This window comes from Streptomyces sp. CB01635 (assembly GCF_002803065.1).
GTDB lineage: Bacteria > Actinomycetota > Actinomycetes > Streptomycetales > Streptomycetaceae > Streptomyces.
Map to the genome: position 1 here is coordinate 160,107 of NZ_NNBL01000002.1, position 20,165 is coordinate 180,271.

18 protein-coding genes are annotated in these 20,165 nt (G+C 70.8%); 6 read left to right on the forward strand and 12 right to left on the reverse strand.

Annotated features, from left to right (window positions below; genetic code table 11):
* Positions 1-23: 23 nt before the first annotated feature.
* Both CG723_RS04755 and CG723_RS04760 read right to left on the reverse strand, forming a co-directional pair.
* On the reverse strand, positions 24-1,676 hold the full coding sequence (locus CG723_RS04755; protein WP_100591962.1) for an alkaline phosphatase D family protein: 1,653 nt from the start codon (positions 1,674-1,676) through the stop codon (positions 24-26).
* Positions 1,677-1,772: 96 nt separating this feature from the next.
* Positions 1,773-2,420 (reverse strand): HNH endonuclease family protein, encoded by a 648-nt coding sequence (locus tag CG723_RS04760; protein WP_100591963.1) that lies wholly within the window; start codon positions 2,418-2,420, stop codon positions 1,773-1,775.
* A gap of 470 nt (positions 2,421-2,890) precedes the next feature.
* On the opposite strand from CG723_RS04760, the gene CG723_RS04765 reads away from it, so the two are divergent.
* The 3 genes from CG723_RS04765 to CG723_RS04775 all read left to right on the forward strand — a co-directional run bounded on the left by CG723_RS04765 (position 2,891) and on the right by CG723_RS04775 (position 6,554).
* Positions 2,891-3,469 (forward strand): TMEM165/GDT1 family protein, encoded by a 579-nt coding sequence (locus tag CG723_RS04765; protein WP_100591964.1) that lies wholly within the window; start codon positions 2,891-2,893, stop codon positions 3,467-3,469.
* Between the two features lie 134 nt (positions 3,470-3,603).
* Positions 3,604-4,275, forward strand: a complete 672-nt coding sequence (locus tag CG723_RS04770; protein WP_100591965.1) for an HAD-IA family hydrolase — start codon at positions 3,604-3,606, stop codon at positions 4,273-4,275.
* A 200-nt stretch (positions 4,276-4,475) separates the two neighbouring features.
* On the forward strand, positions 4,476-6,554 hold the full coding sequence (locus CG723_RS04775) for an MDR family MFS transporter (protein ID WP_100591966.1): 2,079 nt from the start codon (positions 4,476-4,478) through the stop codon (positions 6,552-6,554).
* A gap of 44 nt (positions 6,555-6,598) precedes the next feature.
* Here the strand turns inward: CG723_RS04775 and CG723_RS04780 are convergent, their stop codons facing one another.
* Positions 6,599-7,096 carry a GNAT family N-acetyltransferase gene (locus tag CG723_RS04780; RefSeq protein ID WP_100591967.1) on the reverse strand — a complete coding sequence of 166 codons (498 nt, stop codon included), beginning with the start codon at positions 7,094-7,096 and terminating at the stop codon, positions 6,599-6,601.
* A gap of 147 nt (positions 7,097-7,243) precedes the next feature.
* Between CG723_RS04780 and CG723_RS04785 the strand changes: the two genes are divergently transcribed.
* The gene (locus CG723_RS04785; protein ID WP_100592558.1) at positions 7,244-7,789 is read left to right on the forward strand and encodes a DinB family protein; all 546 of its coding nucleotides are present in this window, start codon (positions 7,244-7,246) and stop codon (positions 7,787-7,789) included.
* Between the two features lie 4 nt (positions 7,790-7,793).
* Here the strand turns inward: CG723_RS04785 and CG723_RS04790 are convergent, their stop codons facing one another.
* Positions 7,794-8,108: an antibiotic biosynthesis monooxygenase family protein gene (locus CG723_RS04790; RefSeq protein WP_100591968.1), complete on the reverse strand. Its 315-nt coding sequence runs from the start codon at positions 8,106-8,108 to the stop codon at positions 7,794-7,796.
* A 37-nt stretch (positions 8,109-8,145) separates the two neighbouring features.
* Positions 8,146-8,559 carry a J-domain-containing protein gene (locus CG723_RS04795; RefSeq protein ID WP_100591969.1) on the reverse strand — a complete coding sequence of 138 codons (414 nt, stop codon included), beginning with the start codon at positions 8,557-8,559 and terminating at the stop codon, positions 8,146-8,148.
* A gap of 107 nt (positions 8,560-8,666) precedes the next feature.
* Between CG723_RS04795 and CG723_RS04800 the strand changes: the two genes are divergently transcribed.
* Positions 8,667-9,062 carry an FHA domain-containing protein gene (locus CG723_RS04800; RefSeq protein WP_100591970.1) on the forward strand — a complete coding sequence of 132 codons (396 nt, stop codon included), beginning with the start codon at positions 8,667-8,669 and terminating at the stop codon, positions 9,060-9,062.
* 36 nt (positions 9,063-9,098) lie between these two features.
* Here the strand turns inward: CG723_RS04800 and CG723_RS04805 are convergent, their stop codons facing one another.
* From CG723_RS04805 to proP, 3 genes are all read right to left on the reverse strand, one after another.
* Complete coding sequence (locus CG723_RS04805; RefSeq protein WP_100591971.1) at positions 9,099-9,779, reverse strand: O-methyltransferase; 681 nt, start codon at positions 9,777-9,779, stop codon at positions 9,099-9,101.
* A gap of 41 nt (positions 9,780-9,820) precedes the next feature.
* Complete coding sequence (locus tag CG723_RS04810; protein WP_199841659.1) at positions 9,821-10,954, reverse strand: DUF2330 domain-containing protein; 1,134 nt, start codon at positions 10,952-10,954, stop codon at positions 9,821-9,823.
* A gap of 85 nt (positions 10,955-11,039) precedes the next feature.
* Positions 11,040-12,455 carry a glycine betaine/L-proline transporter ProP gene (gene proP / locus CG723_RS04815; RefSeq protein ID WP_100591973.1) on the reverse strand — a complete coding sequence of 472 codons (1,416 nt, stop codon included), beginning with the start codon at positions 12,453-12,455 and terminating at the stop codon, positions 11,040-11,042.
* A gap of 379 nt (positions 12,456-12,834) precedes the next feature.
* Between proP and CG723_RS04820 the strand changes: the two genes are divergently transcribed.
* Complete coding sequence (locus tag CG723_RS04820) at positions 12,835-14,883, forward strand: bifunctional glycosyltransferase 87/phosphatase PAP2 family protein (protein WP_442802520.1); 2,049 nt, start codon at positions 12,835-12,837, stop codon at positions 14,881-14,883.
* Between the two features lie 8 nt (positions 14,884-14,891).
* Here the strand turns inward: CG723_RS04820 and CG723_RS04825 are convergent, their stop codons facing one another.
* The 4 genes from CG723_RS04825 to CG723_RS04840 all read right to left on the reverse strand — a co-directional run bounded on the left by CG723_RS04825 (position 14,892) and on the right by CG723_RS04840 (position 19,773).
* Positions 14,892-16,139 carry a helix-turn-helix domain-containing protein gene (locus tag CG723_RS04825; RefSeq protein WP_100591975.1) on the reverse strand — a complete coding sequence of 416 codons (1,248 nt, stop codon included), beginning with the start codon at positions 16,137-16,139 and terminating at the stop codon, positions 14,892-14,894.
* A gap of 381 nt (positions 16,140-16,520) precedes the next feature.
* Positions 16,521-17,462, reverse strand: coding sequence for a hypothetical protein (locus CG723_RS04830; protein WP_100591976.1), 942 nt, complete (start codon positions 17,460-17,462; stop codon positions 16,521-16,523).
* Positions 17,463-17,521: 59 nt separating this feature from the next.
* Complete coding sequence (locus CG723_RS04835) at positions 17,522-19,030, reverse strand: DUF6801 domain-containing protein (RefSeq protein WP_100591977.1); 1,509 nt, start codon at positions 19,028-19,030, stop codon at positions 17,522-17,524.
* Positions 19,031-19,128: 98 nt separating this feature from the next.
* Positions 19,129-19,773 carry a hypothetical protein gene (locus CG723_RS04840; protein ID WP_100591978.1) on the reverse strand — a complete coding sequence of 215 codons (645 nt, stop codon included), beginning with the start codon at positions 19,771-19,773 and terminating at the stop codon, positions 19,129-19,131.
* Positions 19,774-20,165: the final 392 nt, after the last annotated feature.

Below are 20,165 nucleotides of genomic sequence, written 5' to 3' on the forward strand. Positions count from 1 at the left end.
GTACGGTCACCGACTCGGTACGGTCACTCACTCATCACGATGTCCGCCGCCTCCCGCAGCCCGGGCTTTCCGCCCGGCACCGGCTGTGCCTCCTGGAGCCGTAGTCGCGCCGCGCGACCTCGCAGCGTCAGTGTCATCAGCTGGTTGCCGAACCAGGGCCCGCCCGTCTTGCGCCAGGAGACCGGGGGAGTGGTGAGCCGGCCGTGCCGGGCGAAGCGCCGGCCGAGGGCGCGGCCGAAGCCGCTCCAGCCGAGGCGGAATCCGAGCTTTATCGAGCCGGGGATGGAGTTGTGCAGCGGCGAGCAGGTCAGCTGGAGGACGCGCGCGGCCGGGGCCGGTGCGCCGTCGGGCCAGGCGGGTTCGGCGACGTACGCGTGGTGGACGTCGCCGGAGAGCACGCACACCGTCGCCGGCGCGCCCTCGCCGCCGCCCGCCTCGGCGATCAGCGCCGTCAGGGCGTCGAACGACGCGGGGAACGCGGCCCAGTGCTCCAAGTCGGCCCGCCTGCGCAGCTTTTCGCCGAGCCGGGCCCACCGCGCGCCGCGCTCGCCCCTGCACAGTGCGGCGTTCCACCCCTCGGCGTCGTGCACGAGATGCGGCAGCAGCCAGGGAAGTGACGTCCCGATGAGGAGATGGTCGTACGCGCCGGGTGACTCCAGCGACTGCTCCCGCAGCCACGCCGCCTCCGTCGGATCGAGCATCGACCGGTCCGACTCGGCCAGCACGCGGGCGGCCCGCGTGTCGACCATCAGGAGCCGTACGCGGCCGAAGTCGCGCCGGTAGCTCCATCGCACGGAGGTCGCGTCGGCGTCGGCGCGGGCGGCGAACTCCCTGAGCACGTCCGTCCCGTCGGGGTCCGCGCGCACCGCCGCGTATACGGGGTCGGCGGCCAGTTCGGGGGGCGCCAGATTGCCCAGGTGCTGATGGACCCAGTACGACATGAGGCCGCTGAGGATCCGCTCGTTCCACCAGTCGGTGGCCCGTATCTCCGCGAGCCAGGAGGCGCTGGTGTTCCAGTCGTCTATGACGTCGTGGTCGTCGAAGATCATGCAGGAGGGGACAGTGGACAGCAGCCAGCGCACATCGGGGTCGAGCCAGGACTCGTAATAGAGCCGGGTGTACTCCTCGTAGTCCGCGACCTGGTTGCCCGGGGCGTCGCGCAGGTCGCGGCGGGCCGCGAGATAGCGGCGGGTCGCCGGTGAGGTCTCGTCCGCGTAGACCTGGTCGCCGAGCAGGAGCAGTACATCGGGGCGCTCGGCCTCGGGCGCTGCGGCGAGTTCGGTGGCCAGCGTGTCCAGGGCGTCCGGGCCGACGGGGTCGTGGCCGTCGGCGGGCGGCGCTGCCCAGCGGCACGAGCCGAACGCGATACGGACGGGGCGGGCCGCGTCGTCGTACGCGGGCGTGCGGATCGTGCTCGGTGGAAAGGGCGAGTCGGCGAGCGGCCAGACCTGGACGCCGTCGAGCAGCACCTCGTAGGCCGTCGCGCTGCCCGGCGTGAGGCCGGTCACCGGGATCAGCGCGTAGTGGTGGCCGCAGATCTGGAACGTGCGGGCACGGCCGGACGAGCCGTCCGTGCAGCGCACTTCGGCGGTGCACGGACGGCTCGCCTCGACCCAGACGGTCGCCGACGACTCGTCCACGTATCTCAGCAGCGGTCCAAGTCGCAGCCGTGCCACGTGATCAGCCTCCTCAGTCGCCCCGTACGGTACGGAACGACGGAGACCGGCGGGGTGGTTCCGGGAAGCCGGGATCCAGGTCTTCGGCCCCAGGGGTCAGCAGCCGCTGAGGTACGAGGTCAGCGCGCTCTTCTCGGCGGAGTCCACCGAGAGGTTGTAGTAGTGCTTCACCTGCACCCACATGCGGACATAGGTGCACTTGTACGCGGTGCGCGACGGCATCCACTTGGCCGGGTCCTGGTCGCCCTTGGACTGGTTGACGTTGTCCGTGACGGCGATGAGCTGGGGCCGCGTGAGGTCGTTGGCGAAGCCCTGGCGCTGGGCGGTCGTCCAGGCGTTGGCGCCGGACTTCCAGGCCTCGGAGAGCGGCACGATGTGGTCGATGTCGACGTCGGCCGCCGCGCTCCAGGTCGCGCCGTCGTACTCGGAGTACCAACTGCCGGACGTGGCCGCGCAGCTGGAGTCCTGCGAGACGTTCGTGCCGTCGCGCTTGAGGACGACCTCACGGGTGTTGCAGGCGCCGGACTGCGTGATCCAGTGCGGGAAGAGGTCACGGCTGTAGCCGTCGGAGGAGCCCTCGGCCTTGACCGTGAGCTCGGAGAGGTACGTGCGGGCGGTGGCGCCGCTGACCGGGGTGGGGGGAGCGGCCTGCGCCGCCGGGCCGTTCAGCAGGGTGAGAGCGGAGACGACGGCGGTGACGGCGCCGAGTGCGGCGGTGCGTCGACGCGCGTAGAACATGCGCATGTGAACTCCCTTGAAGTGGGGGGAAGTTGGCCGAGCGGGCCCGGCCATGCTGGCGCTCCGGGGTTTCCGGGAGATGTGCGCCGAGTGACAGGGTCGCGTCAACGACGCGTACACATCAAGGGGGCGGACGTGACTTCTGGGGGAGCGGGCGTGACTTGGGGTGCGGGCCGGTGTACCGGGGCGGCGCGTCCGGGCGTGACGCGGGTCATGCCGATTCGCTCAGCAGTTCGCGTACGATGGACGGCGCAGAAGGGGAGTAGCTCTTCGCCGGACCGTCGACATACTGCTCAGCTCGTTCTGAGCCGGCGCCCGGAGGCAGGACCCGTACGCCCGGTCCGGCCAGCGAGACCTTCGGCAAAGCAGTGATTCAACTGCGTGCACACCTGTGTACGCACCTGAGCGCTGCCGTGCCGAGGTGTCGTAAAGGACTACGTGACTCTCGGCGGGGCAGCCCGACCGATTGAGGAATCTTGATCAGCATCAGCGTGATGGCGGTCGTCTTCGGCATCGTCTTCCTGGCCGAACTCCCCGACAAGACCGCGCTCGCCGGACTCGTCCTCGGCACGCGCTACCGCGCCTCGTACGTCTTCGCCGGTGTCGCCGCCGCCTTCGCCGTCCATGTCGCGCTCGCCGTCGCCGCGGGCAGCGTCCTGACCCTGCTGCCGCAGCAGCTCGTGCACGCCCTGACCGGTGTGCTGTTCCTCGGTGGCGCTGCCGTCCTCCTGATGAAGAAGGACGAGGAGGAGGAAGAGGTCCGGAGGCCCAAGGACCAGAGCTTCTGGAAGGTCTCCGGCGCGGGCTTCATGCTCATCCTGGTCGCGGAGTTCGGTGACCTGACGCAGATCATGACCGCGAACCTCGCCGCCCGCTACGACGACCCGCTCTCCGTCGGCCTCGGCGCCGTCCTCGCCCTGTGGGCCGTCGGGGGCCTCGGCATCGTCGGCGGCAAGGCGCTGATGAAGCGGGTGCCGCTCGCGCTCATCACGAAGATCGCCGCGGTCCTGATGCTCGGCATGGGCGTGTGGAGCCTCTACGAAGCGGTGGCGTAAGCCGTGGATCCGGCCCTGACCAGGGCCGCTGGCGTAGCCGCCACCCTGTTTTGTACAGTTGAGGAACAAAGTGGCTCCCGCCCATTCACCCTGACCGGTGGGCGGGGTCACCTTGTTCCTACGCCTGGAGGACCCTGCCGATGACGGCCACCACTGTTCTGTCCGCCCGCGCCCTTCTGCTCGACATGGACGGCACGCTGGTCAACTCCGACGCGGTGGTCGAGCGCTGCTGGCACCGCTGGGCGGCCCTCCACGGGCTCGACGCCGTCGAGGTCATGAAGGTGGTCCACGGCCGCCAGGGCTACGCGTCCATGGCGCTCCTCCTGCCCGACCGTCCCATGGCCGAGAACCACGCCGAGAACGCGCGCATGCTCGCCGAGGAGACCGCCGACATCGACGGCGTCGTCCCCGTGCCGGGCGCCGCACAGTTCATGGCCTCACTGCGCGAGGGCGGTCTGGCGCACGCCCTGGTGACCTCGGCCGACGTGGCCCTGTCCACCCGCCGCATGGCCGCCGCCGGCCTCACCCAGCCCGACCTGCGCATCACCGCCGAGAGCGTCGGCGCCAGCAAGCCCGACCCCGAGGGGTTCCTCAAGGGCGCCGCCGAGCTGGGCATCGACCCGGCCGACTGTGTCGTCTTCGAGGACTCGGAGGCCGGGATCGCGGCCGGCCGCGCCGCCGGGATGCGCGTCGTCGGCGTCGGCCCCCGCGCGGGCGCGCACGGCCCCACGGTGGTCGTGGACGACCTGACGCAGGTACGGGTCGAGGCGGGCGCCGCCGGAGAGATCCTGCTGCACATCGGCTAGCCCGCACCCCGGTATCGGACAGCCCCACACCCCTGTATCCGTATCGGCGAGCCCCGCGCCGCACCATCCGCCGGGCCCGCGCCGCCGGACCCCTCCTGAGCGCCCCGGCCTCAACAGGCCAAACCGGGACTCACCCACCATCCTGGTACATGGCAGAGCACCCGCCGGCAGTGTCCGGCGCGGTGTCTCAGGAGGTGTCCATGACCCAGGACGCTAGCGGGGGCCTTCCCCGCACGGACCTGACGGCAGGCCCCGGCGTTGACCGCACCGGCTCCACGATCGGCGGCGGCCACGCCCCCCGCAGCGTGATGGTCTCGATCGGTGCGCTGCTGCTCGGCATGCTTCTCGCGGCGCTCGACCAGACCATCGTCTCGACGGCGCTGCCGACCATCGTGAGCGACCTCGGCGGCCTTGAACACCTGTCCTGGGTCGTGACCGCGTACCTGCTGGCGTCGACGGCCGCCACGCCCCTGTGGGGCAAGCTCGGCGACCAGTACGGCCGTAAGAAGCTCTTCCAGATCGCCATCGTGATCTTCCTGATCAGCTCGGCGCTGTGCGGCATGGCGCAGAACATGCCGCAGCTGATCGGCTTCCGCGCCCTCCAGGGACTGGGCGGCGGCGGGCTGATGGTCCTGTCCATGGCGATCGTCGGCGACATCGTCCCGCCCCGTGACCGGGGCAGGTACCAGGGCCTGTTCGGTGCGGTCTTCGGCGCGACGAGCGTGCTGGGCCCGCTGCTCGGCGGGCTCTTCACCGAACACCTCAGCTGGCGCTGGGTCTTCTACGTCAACCTGCCCATCGGCGTCGTCGCGCTCGTCGTCATCGCGACCACGCTCCACATCCCCGTACGCTCCGCCAAGCACACGATCGACTACCTCGGCACCTTCCTGATCGCCGCCGTGGCGACCTGCCTGGTCCTGGTCGCCTCGCTCGGCGGAACGACCTGGGCCTGGGACTCGGCGCAGATCATCGGCCTCGCTGTACTCGGTGTGGTCCTCGCGGTGGTGTTCGTCCAGGTCGAGCGGCGGGCCGCCGAGCCGGTCCTGCCGCTGAAGCTGTTCCGCATCCGCACGTTCACGCTCTCCGCGGTGATCAGCTTCGTCGTCGGCTTCGCCATGTTCGGCGCGATGACGTATCTGCCGACGTTCCTCCAGGTCGTCCAGGGCATCTCGCCGACGCTGTCGGGCGTGCACATGCTGCCGATGGTCATCGGACTGCTGCTCTCCTCGACGGTGTCCGGCCAGATCGTCAGCCGTACGGGCCGCTGGAAGGTCTTCCCCGTCGTCGGCACCGGCGTCACCACCCTCGGTCTGCTCCTCCTGCACCAGCTCGACGAGAACAGCTCGACGGGCGAGATGAGCGCCTACTTCTTCGTCTTCGGCCTGGGCCTCGGCCTCGTCATGCAGGTCCTCGTCCTGATCGTGCAGAACGCCGTCTCGTACGAGGACCTGGGCGTCGCCACCTCCGGCGCGACGTTCTTCCGCTCCATCGGCGCCTCCTTCGGCGTCGCGATCTTCGGCACGATCTTCTCGAGCCGCCTGGGGGACAAACTCACGGACGCCCTCGCAGGCCGCAGCCTGCCGCCCGGCGTCGACGTGAACGCGCTCCAGTCGGACCCACGAGGCATCGGCGGCCTGCCGCCCGCCGTACGCGGACCGGTCCTGCACGCCTTCGCGTCGTCCATCACGGACGTCTTCCTCTACGCCGCCCCGGTCGCCCTCGTCGCTTTCGTACTGGCCTGGTTCCTGCGTGAGGACACGCTGCGCGGCTCGGTCACCGCGCCGGACGGGACGGAGACCCTGGCCAGCAACCCCGTACAGCGCTCGTCGCACGACGAGGTGGCGCGGGCCCTGTCGGTGCTCGGCACCCGGGAGGGGCGCCGCGAGATCTACGAGAAGATCACCGAACGGGCGGGCTACGACCTGCTGCCCGCCGCGAGCTGGCTCCTGCTGCGCATCAAGCGGTACGGGTGGGCGGAGCCGGCGGCGCTCGCCGAACACAGCGCCGTACCGCTGCCCGTGATCATCGCGGCCGCCCGGCAGGTGGAGGAACGGCGCCTCGCCACGCGCGTGGGCGTGGACCTCGTCCTCACCGACGAGGGCCGCGAGGTCGCCGCGCGGCTGTCCGCGTCCCGCGAGGAGTCGCTCGCCGAACTGCTGGGCGACTGGTGGGGCCCGGACCGCCCGACGGACCTGGTGAAACTGGTGGAGGAGCTCAACGCGGAGCTGTGCGGGTCGGACGCGGAGCGCCCGCACGACGGCCTCACGGCCGGCCCCTGACACCACTGCTCAGGCGCTTCGGGCCCGGCTCGTCATCAGGCTCGTCAGATGAGCTTCTTGGTGAACCAGTGCTCGGCGAACACCTCGTCGTTGTGCGGGGCCGTCTCCTGGTAGCCGTGGCGCGCGTACAGCATGCGGGCCTCCACCAGGTCGCCCCGCGTGTCGAGCACGACCCGCTCGGCGCCGAGACCCCGCGCGGAGCTCTCGACCTCCGCGAGCAGCACGGAGCCGCCGCCCTTCCCGCGCATCTCCGGCCGTACGAAGACGCGCTTCAGCTCGCCGGTCGAGGCGTCGATCATCCGCACGCCCGCGGTCCCGGCGGGCTCGCCCCGGTACCGCGCGACCAGCAACACCCCGCCCGGCGCCGCGAGATAGGCACCCGTGTCGGCGGCGACCTCGCGCTCCAGCTCGTCGGGGTCGGTCGTGTGCCCCTCGTGCAGCAGGTACCAGCGGTCGCTGACCTCCGTGTAGTACGCGCGCCACAGCTCCGCGGCGACGGTGGAGTCGAACGGCTCAGGGGTGACGGTCCACGGCGAGTTCATGCGGGCATTGTCGGCGAAGGGGCGGCGCCGGACGCAAGCGGGTTTCGCCCTGTACAGGCACCCGGGGTTCGGACATGCTCTGTTGCTGTGACCGACGTACCCGTGACCGACGTACCCATGACGGACGTACCTGTGACCGACGTGGCAATGACCGGCGCGACCTACGACGAGACGGGCGCCGGCGAGATCAAGGCGCTGCTCAACGCCCTGCGCGGACAGCGCCGCCACATCCTGGGCATCATCGACGGGCTCGGCCCCGAGGCGCTGCGGCGGCCCGTGCTGCCGTCCGGCTGGTCGTGTCTGGGACTGGTCCAGCACTTGGCGCTCGATGTCGAACGCTTCTGGTTCCAGGCGGTCCTGACGGGTGATCAACCCGTCATCGACGGCCTCGACGCCACCGAGGACGCCTGGCAGGTCGCCCCGGACGTGCCGGCGGCCGACGTCCTCGAGCGGTACCGCCGCGAGACGGACCGCGCGGACGAGATCATCACCGCCACACCCGCGGACGCGCCCCTCGCCTGGTGGCCGCACCACCTCTTCGGACCGCCGCACCTGCACAGCCACCGGGACGTGCTGCTGCACGTCATCACCGAGACCGCCTGCCACGCCGGACACCTGGACGCCGCCCGCGAACTCATCGACGGGCGGCGCTGGTTGGTGCTCACGGAGGATCGTGAGGCGGACCGCTCCTAGGCCGCTACGACTTGGGCGAAGCCTGCTGCGCCACCTCGAACGACCACACCTGGGACCCGCTGGCCGCAGGCTTCGGTCGGTCCGCGCCGCCCTGGTGGGCCTCCTTCATGGAGCCCTCCATCCACGCGGTGAACGACGCCTCGTCGCGCCACCGCGTGTACACCAGGTAGTCGTCCGTGCCCTCGATCGGGCGCAGCAGCTCGAACCACTCGAAGCCGTCCGAGTTCTCCACCGCGCCCGCGCGCGAGGCGAAGCGCTTCTCCAGGGTTTCCCGCTGTTCAGCCGGGACGGTCAGGACGTTGATCTTCACGATGCTCATGGCGCCCATCCTCGCGCACCGGCGCGTGAGATCGGCGTCAGGCCCCGTGCGCCCCGCGTCGCTCGTGCCAGTCGCGGACGATCTCCTCGACGTCGTACGGCTTCAGGCCGAGCGGCGGTCCCGGCGGGGGCTTGAACATCATGTCGCGGATCTTGTCGTTGATGTCCGTGACGATTTTGCGGACGATCCGTTCGGAGGAGGCCTGCGCCGCCTCGGCGAGCGCGTCCTCGGCCTCCTTGCGCAGAGCGAGTGACGGGGGCAGCACGGAGAAGCCCTCGCGGGCCATCTTCTGCTTGATCCACCAGTTCTCGTCGTACGTCGTGTCGGCCGTGCTCGGCAGCGGCTTGCCGGCTCCGGCGAGGTGGGAGAAGTCTCCTGCGCGCTCCGCGTCGCGGATCTGCTTGTCGACCCATGACTCGAAGCTGACGTCGGGTGGCTTGCGTTCGGTCATGGGCCCATTGTCCCAGAGGGCATCCCGTAGGGGCAGGGGACAACTTAGGATGCGGCGTCGGCGGACCCGGTACCGACGGGCCGCGAAAGACCGAAGGAGCTGTGCGGGTGCTGGAGCTGACCATGGCCTCCGTCGCGGGGGCGGACGCGGGTGCGACGGCCGGGATGCTGATGGCCGACGCGCCGAGCGAGCCGGGAGCCGTGCTGCGCGTGGGGCGTGACCGGAACGTGTGCCGGCTCGCGACGCCCGACGACTGGCTGTTCGTCTCGCGCGTCCATCTGGAGTTCCGCTGCGGGCAGGACGGCGCCTGGTCCGTGTTCTGGCTGCGCGGCTCGCACGACGAGCCCTCGTCCGAGGTGCGCCTCACGCTGACGGGCGGGGAGCCGCGGCCCCTCGTGTACGGAGGGGCCGCGGCTCTCGCGCCGGGTGCGTCCGGTGAGGTCGTGGTCCTGGACCGCAATGAGCCCCGCAGCGTCAACGTGGGCTTCTACCACGAGATGTGATGACCCATCAGGCTGTCGGAGCGTCAGGAACGGGCGCTACGGCAGTACGCGGGCGAGCGCGAAGCCGTCGTAGCCCTTGCTGCCCACCGTCTGGACCGCCGTGCCGTCCAGCCTCGGGTGGTCGGCGATCATCTGGAGCGCGGCGCGGGTGCCGCGGATGTCGGGGGCCGCACCGGAGTCGTCCGTCACGCGGCCGCCGCGCACCACGTTGTCGACGATGATCACGCTGCCGGGGCGGGTCAGGCGCAGCGCCCACTCGACGTAGTGCGGATTGTTGGCCTTGTCGGCGTCGATGAAGACGAGGTCGAAGGGGTCGGGGTGGTCGGCCGCGACGCCGGGCAGCGAGTCGAGGGCGGGGCCGACCCGCACCTCGGCGATCTTGTCGAGGCCGGCGCGGGCGAGGTTGCCGCGGGCCACCTCGGCGTGCCGGGGGTCGTACTCGAGGGTGACGAGGACGCCGTCGGCGGGGAGGGCGCGGGCCAGCCAGATCGTGCTGTACCCGCCGAGCGTGCCGATCTCCAGGACGCGGCGCGCGCCCTGGATCCGGGCGATCAGGTGGAGGAACTTGCCCTGGTTCGGGGCGACGGCGATGTGCGGGAGGCCCGCCGCCTCGCTGTCCGCGAGGGCCGCCGCCAGGGCCTCGTCGTCAGGGGCGAGGAGTCCGGTCAGGTAGTCGTCGACGGCGGTCCACTGTTCTTCGGATGCGTGCTCAGCCATGGCCCCATGATGGGCGTACGGGGCGGCGGGCCGCACGGGATTCAGCCGGGCGGCGGCGGGGCGTGCACCGGCGTCGGGGGCGGCACCGGCCGACGGGCCCGCCGGCGGAACCGGAGGACGGCGGCCGCCAGCAGGAGCAGGGTCACGGGCAGCGGAACGGTGAGCAGCCACACCGGGACGCCCCCGGCGGTGAGGAGTTCGTCGTCCCACACGACGCTGCGGTGCGTGGCGTCGCTCGCGGTGCGCCGCAGTTCGTGGTCGTCGTAAATGCGCGACGGCTGCGGGAAATCCTGGGTGAGCGCGGTCAAGTAGCGCTCGCCTCCCGCGAATTCGGTCAGCGGCCCGCCGGACTTGGCCGGGATCCGGCCCGCGTACGTGACCTCCGGGGCGTCGCCGCCGATCGTGGAGCGCGGCTCCATGCGGTGGGCGGAGAGCACGTACAGGCGCAGGTGCTGCTCGGTGCGGGCGAGCTTCGACAGCCGCATCGGGTAGACGAGGCGGTCACTGGCGAAGGTGAGGTGGAGCGGGTCGAGGGCGCCGCCGAGCACGCTGTCGGCGTCGGCGGGCGCGAGGCGGATCGCCACGTACTCCCAGCCCTGGTCGACGTACGGGCGCAGCGCGTTGTCGAGGCGGTCGGGGAGCTGGAAACCGTTCTCGTCGAGCCAGCCGGCGAGTGCGCCGGGGTCGGTCGCGGTGAGGCGGGCGACGTCGAACGGTCCGAGGTGCTCGCGGCCGACCACCTCGACGGGGCCGCCGGGTGCGGGGGCGCCGGCCGTGGCGCCGTCGCCGCTCCCGCCGTCGAACGGCCAGTCGTCGGCGCCGGGCCAGAAGTGGTGCCGGGTCCGCTCGACCGGTGCCGTCACGTCGCTCAGCTGCGAGAAGAGCCCGGGGTCGCCGAGTTCGACCGACGCGCGGTGCGGTACGGGCATGATCCAGGCGGCGTCGCGCACGTTGCCGCTCACCGACAGGCTCATCACGATCTGCTCGCTGTGCCCGTCCCAGCGCACCGCGGACGTCTCGTCGTACACGGTGAGGTCCGTGCCCGCGGGCGGCACCATCGCGCCGCATCCGCACGCGTACGCCGGTGACACGAGCGCGGCGATCTGGAACGCCATGAGGGCCAGGGCTGTCAGCAGCGCCCTGGCCCTCATGGTCAGTGGTTGTGCGGTTCTCATGCCGGCCCCCGATGTCGCGCCCCGTGTGTCCGTGCCGTGTGCGGCGAAGGAGCAGACGGGGCGCGGTGGAGCGCGGTTCCGGGTGTTACGCGGCTGTAGCGGTCGCGGTCTGCGGCAGGTCGCAGGGCTCGACCGCGGGCAGCGAGCCCGGCAGCGGGCGGCGTGCCGACTCGGTCATGAACCACACCGCGACACCGCCGATGACGGCCGCGGCCATCATGTAGTACGCGGGCATCATCATGTTCCCGGTCGCCCCGATGAGGGCGGTGACGACCAGCGGGGTCGTGCCGCCGAAGAGCGAGACGGAGATGTTGAAGCCGATGGACAGCGAGCCGTAGCGCACCCGGGTCGGGAAGAGCGCGGGCAGCGCGGACGGCATCGCCGAGGTGAAGCAGACCAGGAGCAGGCCGAGCGCGCCCATGCCGAGGGCGATGGCCCACAGGGAGCCCTCGCGGATCAGGAGCAGGGCCGGGACGGACAGCGCGAGGAACCCGACGCAGCCCGCGGCGATCACCGGGCGGCGGCCGACACGGTCGGAGAGCGCACCCGCGAACGGCTGGACGATCATCATCAGCGCCATCACACCGAGGACCACGAGGAGGCCGTGCGTCTCGTCGTAGTGGAGCTCACTGGTGAGGTAGCTCGGCATGTACGACAGCAGCATGTAGTCGGTGACGTTGAAGACGAGGACCAGGCCGACGCACAGGAGCAGCGCCTTCCACTGGCCGGCGATCATGTCGCGGACCTTTACCTTGGGCCGGGCCTTCTCCGACTCGTGCGCGTTCTTCAGCTCGGCCGCGAACGCCGGGGTCTCTTCGAGCCGCATCCGCAGATAGAGGCCGATGATCCCCATCGGGCCCGCGATCAGGAACGGGATGCGCCAGCCCCAGGAGAGCAGGTCGTCCGAGGAGAGCAGCGCCGTCATCAGCGTGACGAGGCCCGCGCCGCCGATGTATCCGGCGAGCGTGCCGAATTCCAGCCAGCTGCCGAAGAAGCCGCGCTTCTTGTCGGGTGCGTACTCGGCGATGAAGGTGGACGCGCCGCCGTACTCACCGCCGGTCGAGAAGCCCTGCACCAGACGGGCCAGGAGCAGCAGGATCGGCGCCCAGACGCCGATCGTCGCGTACGACGGGATCAGGCCGATCGCGAACGTGCCCGCCGCCATCATGATCATGGTGACGGCGAGGATCTTCTGCCGGCCGACGCGGTCGCCGAGCGGTCCGAAGACCATGCCGCCGATCGGACGCACGAGGAACGCCGCGGCGAAGGCGCCGAACGTGGCCAGGAGCTGGGCCGTGGGGTTGCCCGACGGGAAGAAGACCTTGCCGAGGGTGACGGCGATGTAGCTGTAGACACCGAAGTCGAACCACTCCATCGCATTGCCGAGTGCCGCCGCCTTGACCGCGCGCTTGACCAGCACTGGGTCGGTGACGGTGACCTCGGGGGAGGCGCCCTTCGCTGGGGCGTTGGTCCTGGGTGCGACGGTTAGAGCACTCGACAAGGGTCTGCTCGCCTGCTTTCAACGGGGACAGGGACATGTCCGCGTGGGGCACGGACGAAGCCGCCCACGGCGGGGCGGCCAGAAATCGACCATAGGGGCATTCGCGATCATTACGGGTAGTGTTCGAGTCGTCGCGCACCGTGGGAAAAGTGGGTCCGGCCAGGCATGACGCCCCGGCCCCGGCGCGCCGCAAACGGACAAATCTGTGAGCTTTGTCGCGGCCCTCGACCGCAACCACGCAGACCCCGCAGGCCCCGCGTCATCGTCTTCAGGTCAAAAACCGGTGGACGCTCAGGTGAAGCGGGGGTTGCCTACGTCTCACCCCGGGGGTAGTGCGAGCCTCTTGGGACAGTACGCATGGCGGGAGGGCCGACGGCGCGTGGCAAACGTGGAGCATGGACCGGGCAAAGCCTTGGTGGCGGGGGCCGCGACAGCGCGGTTGGGCATGGTCCGGGCGGGCCTCTGGCTGATCGCCGCGGTGCTCGCGGTGCGGCAGGTCGTGGCCGTCCTGAGCACCCCGAGCGGGGAGCGGCTCACGGACCTGGAGACCTGGATCGGTCCTGAAGGAGTCCTCCACGTGAAGGACTCCCTCTACGATGCCGACCGGTTCACCGGTACCCCGTTCGGGGGACTGGTGCTGAAGCCGCTCGCGCGGGGCGCCGAGCAGGCGCTGGGCTGGGCCTGGACCTTCGGGACGCTCGGCCTCGTCGTCGTCCTCGGTCTCGTCGCCGCGCGCGCCCTGCCCAAGCCCGTCACCCGGCGCACCTCGCTCCTCGCCGCCCCGGTCGCGGTCAGCCTCCTGATGCTGTCGCTGCCGGTGCGCAACACCCTGCATCTCGGCCAGACCAGCATCATCCCGGTCCTCCTCGTCCTGCTCGGCTGCTTCGCCGCCCGAGGAGAGAAGAGCTCGGGGCTGCTCATCGGCATCGGCGCCGCCCTCCAGCCGACCGTCCTCCTCTTCGCGCCGCTCCTGTGGTTCACCGGGCGGCGGCGCGCCGCCGTGTCCTCGGGCGTCACGTTCGCGGCGTGCACGCTCCTCGCGTGGGCCGCGATGCCGCACGACTCGTGGACGTACTGGGTGCACCACCTGGCGGGAGCGGGCCTCGGTTCGAGCCCCGACGGGCTCGCCAACCAGTCGCTGCACGGCGCACTCCTGCGCTTCGGCCTGGAGGGCCCCCTCGAGATCGGGCTCTTCCTGCTCCTCGCCGTCGCCGTCGCGGTCGTCGGACTGCGGCGCGCGGTGCGCTACGCGCAGGACGGACAGCTCCTCCTCGCCGTCGCCCTCACCGGCTGCGTCGCCGTCGCCGTGTCGCCGACGACCTGGCAGCACCAGCTTCTGTGGGTGCTGCTCGCCGTGGTCGGCCGCGTCGGCAAGAAGGCGTCCGACCGGTACGTGTGGCCGGTCGCGGTCATTCTCGTGATGACGCTCCCCGCGAGGATGCTGCTGCCGGGCACGGCGCTCGCGGATCCGCTGCGCGACAACGTTGTGCTGATCGCCGCGGTCGCCGCGGCCACGCTCGTCCCGTTCCTGTCCCGCACCGCGCCCGAGTACCGCGCGCCCGTCCCCACCGAGTACGCGAAGCCCGTCCCGTCGCGCTGGTCACGGGTCCCGCTCATGCCGTTCTGGCGCCGGGTCCTGACCCGCCCGAACCTGCTGCTCGAACTGCTGCTGATCCGCGTCGGCTACTACGCGTACCAGCAGGTCAGGCTCGCCGCCACGGGCGGCACGACCACCGGGGGCCGGGCCACCGCCGAGGCGCACGGCACGCAGGTCCACTCCCTGGAGAAGTTCCTCCACATCGACATCGAGCACTGGGTCAACCACGCGGTGGTGCACGTCCCGTGGCTCAAGTCGTTCTTCAACTTCTACTACGAGTCGTTCCACTTCATCGTGCCGCTGTGCGTCCTCGGCATCCTCTACGTCCGCAGGCCCGCCCAGTACCGCTGGGCCCGCTCGGCGCTCGGCTTCGCCACGGTGCTCGCCCTGATCGGCTTCTGGTTCTATCCGCTGGCCCCGCCGCGCCTGATGCCCTCGCTCGGCTTCATCGACACGGTGCACGGCGTCCAGGACTTCTCCAAGCCGGACTACGGCACGCTGACCGCGCTCACCAACCAGTACGCGGCCATGCCCTCGCTGCACTTCGGCTGGTCCCTGTGGTGCGGGCTCGTCATCGCGGTCCTCGCCCCGAAGTGGTGGATGAAGGCGATCGCACTGCTGCACCCCCTGTTCACCATCTCCGCGATCATCGCGACCGGTAACCACTGGGTGCTCGACGCCGTGGGCGGCGCGACGGTCGTCGGCGCGGGCTTCGGGCTCACGTACCTGCTGTGCGGCCCGCGCGCCCGTCTCACGAGCGGGACCGTCCCGGAGCAGTCGAAGGGCGAGGTCGGCCACGCGCGGCTGCCGGCCGAACACCACCGGCCCTGAAGAGAGGGTCAGGCGTCTTCCGACTGGTGCCGGTGACCCTGAAGATGCCGGGCCCGCAGCGCCGCCTCCGTGGCGAACCGGTGCTCAGGGTCCGTGAGCCGGTCCCCGAAGTGCGCGTCCAGATTGCGCAGCCGGTAGCGGACCGTCTGGGCGTGCACACCCAGGATGTCGCCGACGTGGTCGGCCGTGCCGCGGGTGGTCAGCCACACCCGCAGCGTGTCGATCAGCCGGGCCCGGCGGCTGCCGGTCAGGCCGGACAGCGGGGCGAGTTCGCGGGCGGCGAGCCGGTCGAGGAGCGCCGGGTCCGACAGCAGCCACAGCGTCGTCAGATGGTCCGCGCAGCGCACCGCGGGTGCGTCGGCGATGATCTGTTCGTCGACGAGGTCCAGGATCCGGCGGGCCCACCGGATCGAGTCACCGGCGCGCGCGGTGGGCACGGTGAGGCCGAGCACGCACCGGGTGTCGCCGAGGGCGGCCGTCAGCCTGTCGAGGCGGGCACGTGCCTCGCCGTCCGGGTCGGCCGGGTCTTCGAGGGGTCCCGGGATCAGCAGATGCGGCTGGGGGTCGGAGAGGTCGGCCAGGACGTCGGGGTCGAGGCCGGCCCTGATGCGGGCGGGGGCGGGAGCCCGTAACGCCACGAGCGTGACCTGCTCGGGGACTCGCCAGCCGGCCTGGTCGCACAGTTCGGCGAGCGCGCCGCCCGGCAGCGGATGACCGGCGAGCAGCAGATGCAGGATGCGCCGGTGCAGGGAGTCCAGATGGGCGGCGGAGTGCGACTGCACCTCCAGATAGCCCTCCCGGGACAGGGCCTCCAGCTCGTCGACGTACGCGAAGAGCGCGTCGGCGAAGGTCAGGATCAGGGTGGGGGAGAGGTTGTACTGGCGGCCGACGCGCTTGGCGCGCCGCAAGGCGATGCGCGCGCCGATGCGGTACGCGCCGTGGAGGGAGTCGAGGCTGCGGCCCTCGTACGCCTCGAACCGCCCGAATCTTCGGCACAGTTCGTCACGTTCACCGGCCGGGGCGCTCGGCTCGGCCACCCGGTCGACGAAGGCGGAGAGGCTCTGTTCCACGCCCAGGCGGACCACCGCGCTGTTGGGGCCGTTGAGCAGCTGCGCGAACTCCGGGTAGGTGCGGGTGACCTCGACCCGGATCTCCTTGATGAGACTGGGCAGTTCGGGCCGCATGATGGTGGCGAATTCCGGGGGCAGAGGGCCGAGCGGTTCTTCCACTTCCGAGGACGGTGCGGCTGAGGGCATGACGCTCCCCTTGGTCTCCTGCGCCCGGTGGGGGGTGGGCCGCGGGCGCGCCGACCCGGGTGAGGGGAAGCGCTCCCACGGGCCGCAGGTGCATACCTGGTGGGACTGCCGAAGCTAGAACAACTCATGTGTGATGTACACCACTTGAAGGAGAAGTAGCTTCATGTTGCAGGTGGTGTGAGGAGTTTCGGAAGGTCCGGCGGGCGGCCCGTATCGCCGGACGCTTCCGGTGCTCGCACTCCTCACCTGGACTGTTCCGGTGCGGCGGCCCGGGCCTGTGCGCGCTGCGGTGAGCGGCGGGTCCAGGTTTCCGCCGCAAGGGCCGCATCCGGAGAATGGCGGGATATCGATGTCAGCGTTCCGCGGGTGACGTGCCGGGTGTCATCCGGCCGCCGTGTGCCAGTTCTGTGCGAGGACCTTGCCGGCGTCGGGGTAGTGGGTGCCGGGTGCGAACAGGCCGCCCAGGTACGTCTGGGTGTCGTTCAGGGTGACGCTGTTCTGTCCGGCGGCGGAGGGCAGGCCCGTCTTGGCGTTGACGGCCAGGTCGATCAGGCCGAGGAGCCCGCAGCCGCTCGCGCCCGGCACGGCGAAGGACGAGTCGCCCTGGGTGGAGCCGGTCAGGGCGATGCGGGACATCGTGCCGGCCGTGTCGGGGGTGCCGTCGGCGGCGAACCGCTCGATCTTGAAGGTGGGCTGGGTGAGGTTCTGCGGGCGCAGCACGATCGGGTCCGAGGCCGAGCCGATGTAGCAGTGGTCGGACAGGAACGGGTTCTGCAGCCGGATCCGCACGGGGATGGCGATGATGGGCTTGCCCGTCGTGGCGCCGGCGGTCAGCGCGAAGTCGCTCGGCGTACCGACCGATTCGATCGTGGCCGTGATCCGGTTGAGAGCGGAGTCGTCGAGCTGCTTGCAGATGTCGGTGATCACGGGGATGTCACTCGGGCACATCAGACCGATCAGACCGCCGGGGACGGCGGCGGAGTCGGCGATGATCGAACCCGAGGCGGGCGGCACGAGGGTGCTGGTGCCGTCGGAGTTCTGTACGACCCCGAGCTGGAGGTCGCTCGCGCCGGTCGTCACCTTGGTGCTGCCCAGGGTGATGGAGCCGCTGTCGGAGTGGGAGGAGACGCACTGCGGGGTGGTCGCGCGCCCGTCCGCCGACAGCATCGGCGCGCTGTCGACCGGGCAGCGCGTGAACGGCGCCCAGGATCCGTTGAGTTGGGCGTCCGCCGCGGTGGCCGTACCCATCGCGGCGAAGGACGCGAAGGCGGCGACGGCGGAGACTGCGGCGAATCCTGCGCGTAGGGGGATGCGGCGGGACATGGCGGCTCCATGGGTGGGAGGGATGAGGGGACCGAGGGAGGTGCGAGGGGCCCTTGTGGTCAGCGTTGGGGTACGGGGATGACGACGGGCTGGCGGTCTTCCGTGCATTCCGCCGGTGGTCGGGGCATGACGTCGGTCGCGCAGGTCTGTCCCTGGATCTGTTTGGCGAAGTTGCCGGGGCCGGATATGGATGCGGTGAGCAGGGCATCGAGGTCCTCGTCGACGCCGCAGCCGGTGAAGGGCGGGATGGTGAGGGTGGTGGTGAGCGGTCCGCCGGTGGTGAGGGTGTACCCCGCGTAGGCCCCGTTGGGCTGCCTGGCGACGGTGCCCAGCAGGTGCACATGGTCCTTCGTGTCCCGCGCCGGGTCGGGGTCGGTGGAGTAGAGGGAGCCACGAGTACGGCAGTTGGGGCCGACATCGAGCGGTGTCCCGTTGACGCGTACGTCGTACAGACGCAGCGTCAGGGGCAGGCGGATGTCGGTCCGGCCCATGCCTTTGGTGGCGTTGAGATCCGAGTCGAGGGTCATCTCGCCGGTCTGCTCCAGGATCATCTTGGCCTCCGTGGGCATGAAGCCGAAGGTCAGGAAGGTGCCTGTGCCGACAGTCGACTGCTCCTTGCCGTCGTTGAACAGGCGGGCCGTGGAGTGCTGAATCAGGTGAACACCGTCCGGCATCACCTTGAGCGACTGGGGGCCCTGGTCGGCCTGGGTGCACGAGAGGGGGATCAGCGACGCGCCCTTGAGTTTGTCGACGTTGGACAAGCCGGTGATGTAGGCGACGAGCGGCAACTTGGCGTCCGGGTTCTTGTGGCAGGGCGGTGCCGACCCTTCGCGCGGGGTCGCTGAGCGTGGTGTCGCCACCCGTGGCCCCGTGTCCCGGCTCTTGTCGTCGTCCGGTGAACCCGAGGGCGTGGTGCCGGGAGTGTCTGACGGATCCGGGGTGGTGGTGCCGGTGCCGTCCGTCACGCGTACGGTGGCGAGGTGCCCGGAGTCCGGACTCTTCGGCGTACAACTCACCGACAGGAAAGGGGTGTTGGCGGGTGCCCCCTGATCTGCGGACAGCGCGAGGCCCAGGTCGAGCTCGCCCGCGTCGAAGGCGAGCTCGGCGGGTGTTCCGGTGCTGACGGCGGCGACGTCGCCCGATGTGTCCAGGCGCAGTGAGCCCGTCGCGGGCAGCGGGGTCGGCTGTCCGGTGCCCTTCCAGGTGGTCGTCGCCGTGTCCGCTCCCTGGGTGACGCCCACGGAGAGACCGGTCGCGGGCGTGGCGGACGCGGCCCCGAGCGTGCGCAGTTCGTCCACCGCGGCCTGCGGCAGTTCGACGGACGTGCCGACGTCGGACGGACGTATCTCCTCGGAAACCCTTGCCTCTTCCGGGAGTTGGGCGGTGACCGTCATGGTGACGGGCATCTCACCGGACGGAAAGCGGCAGGTGTAGTCGAGGCGGGCGTCCACGTGCTGAGTGGCCGGCGCGGCGCCGGCACCTGGGGCCGCTGCCGCCACCATCGCACCGACGGCGACCGCCGCGGCCCTGCGGCGCAGGCGTGAGGGGTGAGAGGCCTTGACTGTCACGGTCCGTCAGCTCCTGTCGCGCGGGGCCGGGTGGGCGTGGGGTGTCCCGCCCGGAGCTGGCTGCGCCGGGCGGGACGGGGAGAGGTCGAACTGTGTGGCTACGAACCGACGATGGTGGCGCCGTTCGAGGTGCCGGAGACGACCACGTCGTACACGCCGTTGAAGGACGGGTGGTCGCCGTTGGAGATGATCCCGGCGCAGCCCGCACTGACGTTGGACGTGGTGAGTTCGGTGGCGTTCGTCGCGACGGTGAGCTTGCCGGCCGTGCCGGTGCCGCCGTTCTTGTAGCTGCCGTGCGCGGTGCCGGTGACGTCGAAGCTGCAGGTCGCCACGGTGACCGTCGCCTTGATGTTGTCGATGAAGCCCGGCGACGTCCCGGTGGCCGCGTCGTAGTCGCCCTCCACCCACAGGCGCCACGGTGTGGTGGTCGTGGTGGTGACGTTGCCGAGGATGCTGGTGCACGGCTCACCGGAGCGGCCGAAGTTGGCCGGGGCGATGGTGCCGACCTGCGCGGGGTTCCCGGTGGCGCTCTGCAGGGCCGCGGTGGCGTCCGCGTAGGTGCACGTCATGTCGATGCCGTTGACTCCGAGGAGCACGTTCGACGAGGTCGCGGTCACCGTCTCGGGGGAGTTCGGGCCCACTGCCCAGTTGGTCGAGGCGGCTGACGACGGTGCGGCCGCGAGGCCAAGGGCGGCGCCCGCCGCCGCGACGACGAGTGCGGTCTTCTTGAGGGGAGACTTCATGCTGGTCCTCCGGAATCGTCCAATTCGGATTCGCCTGCGTCGAGTCGGGGTGGCCGGCCCCGCATCGATTCGCACAGGCCGAGAGTCGCGAGCCGTGACGTTACTGGCCGGAAACTTCACGGAACAATCCCGCTGTCCATGATTCTTTTTCGGGGTCCTCCGTTCTGTTTCCCAGGTGAGAAACCAGAAGGCGTGTATTGGCTCCGCGGTGAGGAAAGTCGACATGGCGTGTACGGCTTGTGCGAAAACTCGGACACCGGTATTGCCGGTGGAGGTTACCCGGCCGTAACGTCCTGTCGTGGCCGCTGAACTCCAGGTCGACGCCCCCTTGTCGGCCCGGAGTGGCAACGGGGAAACGTCCGGCCGACCCTCCTTCCGTGCCGGATGCCTCC

Bases quoted from the DNA above. Each gene is read 5' to 3' on its own strand.
- CG723_RS04760 (WP_100591963.1), bottom strand. From the start codon at position 2,420: ATGCGCATGTTCTACGCGCGTCGACGCACCGCCGCACTCGGCGCCGTC.
- CG723_RS04775 (WP_100591966.1), top strand. From the start codon at position 4,476: ATGACCCAGGACGCTAGCGGGGGCCTTCCCCGCACGGACCTGACGGCA.
- CG723_RS04780 (WP_100591967.1), bottom strand. From the start codon at position 7,096: ATGAACTCGCCGTGGACCGTCACCCCTGAGCCGTTCGACTCCACCGTC.
- CG723_RS04785 (WP_100592558.1), top strand. From the start codon at position 7,244: ATGACCGGCGCGACCTACGACGAGACGGGCGCCGGCGAGATCAAGGCG.
- CG723_RS04790 (WP_100591968.1), bottom strand. From the start codon at position 8,108: ATGAGCATCGTGAAGATCAACGTCCTGACCGTCCCGGCTGAACAGCGG.
- CG723_RS04795 (WP_100591969.1), bottom strand. From the start codon at position 8,559: ATGACCGAACGCAAGCCACCCGACGTCAGCTTCGAGTCATGGGTCGAC.
- CG723_RS04805 (WP_100591971.1), bottom strand. From the start codon at position 9,779: ATGGCTGAGCACGCATCCGAAGAACAGTGGACCGCCGTCGACGACTAC.
- CG723_RS04810 (WP_199841659.1), bottom strand. From the start codon at position 10,954: ATGAGAACCGCACAACCACTGACCATGAGGGCCAGGGCGCTGCTGACA.
- CG723_RS04825 (WP_100591975.1), bottom strand. From the start codon at position 16,139: ATGCCCTCAGCCGCACCGTCCTCGGAAGTGGAAGAACCGCTCGGCCCT.
- CG723_RS04830 (WP_100591976.1), bottom strand. From the start codon at position 17,462: ATGTCCCGCCGCATCCCCCTACGCGCAGGATTCGCCGCAGTCTCCGCC.
- CG723_RS04840 (WP_100591978.1), bottom strand. From the start codon at position 19,773: ATGAAGTCTCCCCTCAAGAAGACCGCACTCGTCGTCGCGGCGGCGGGC.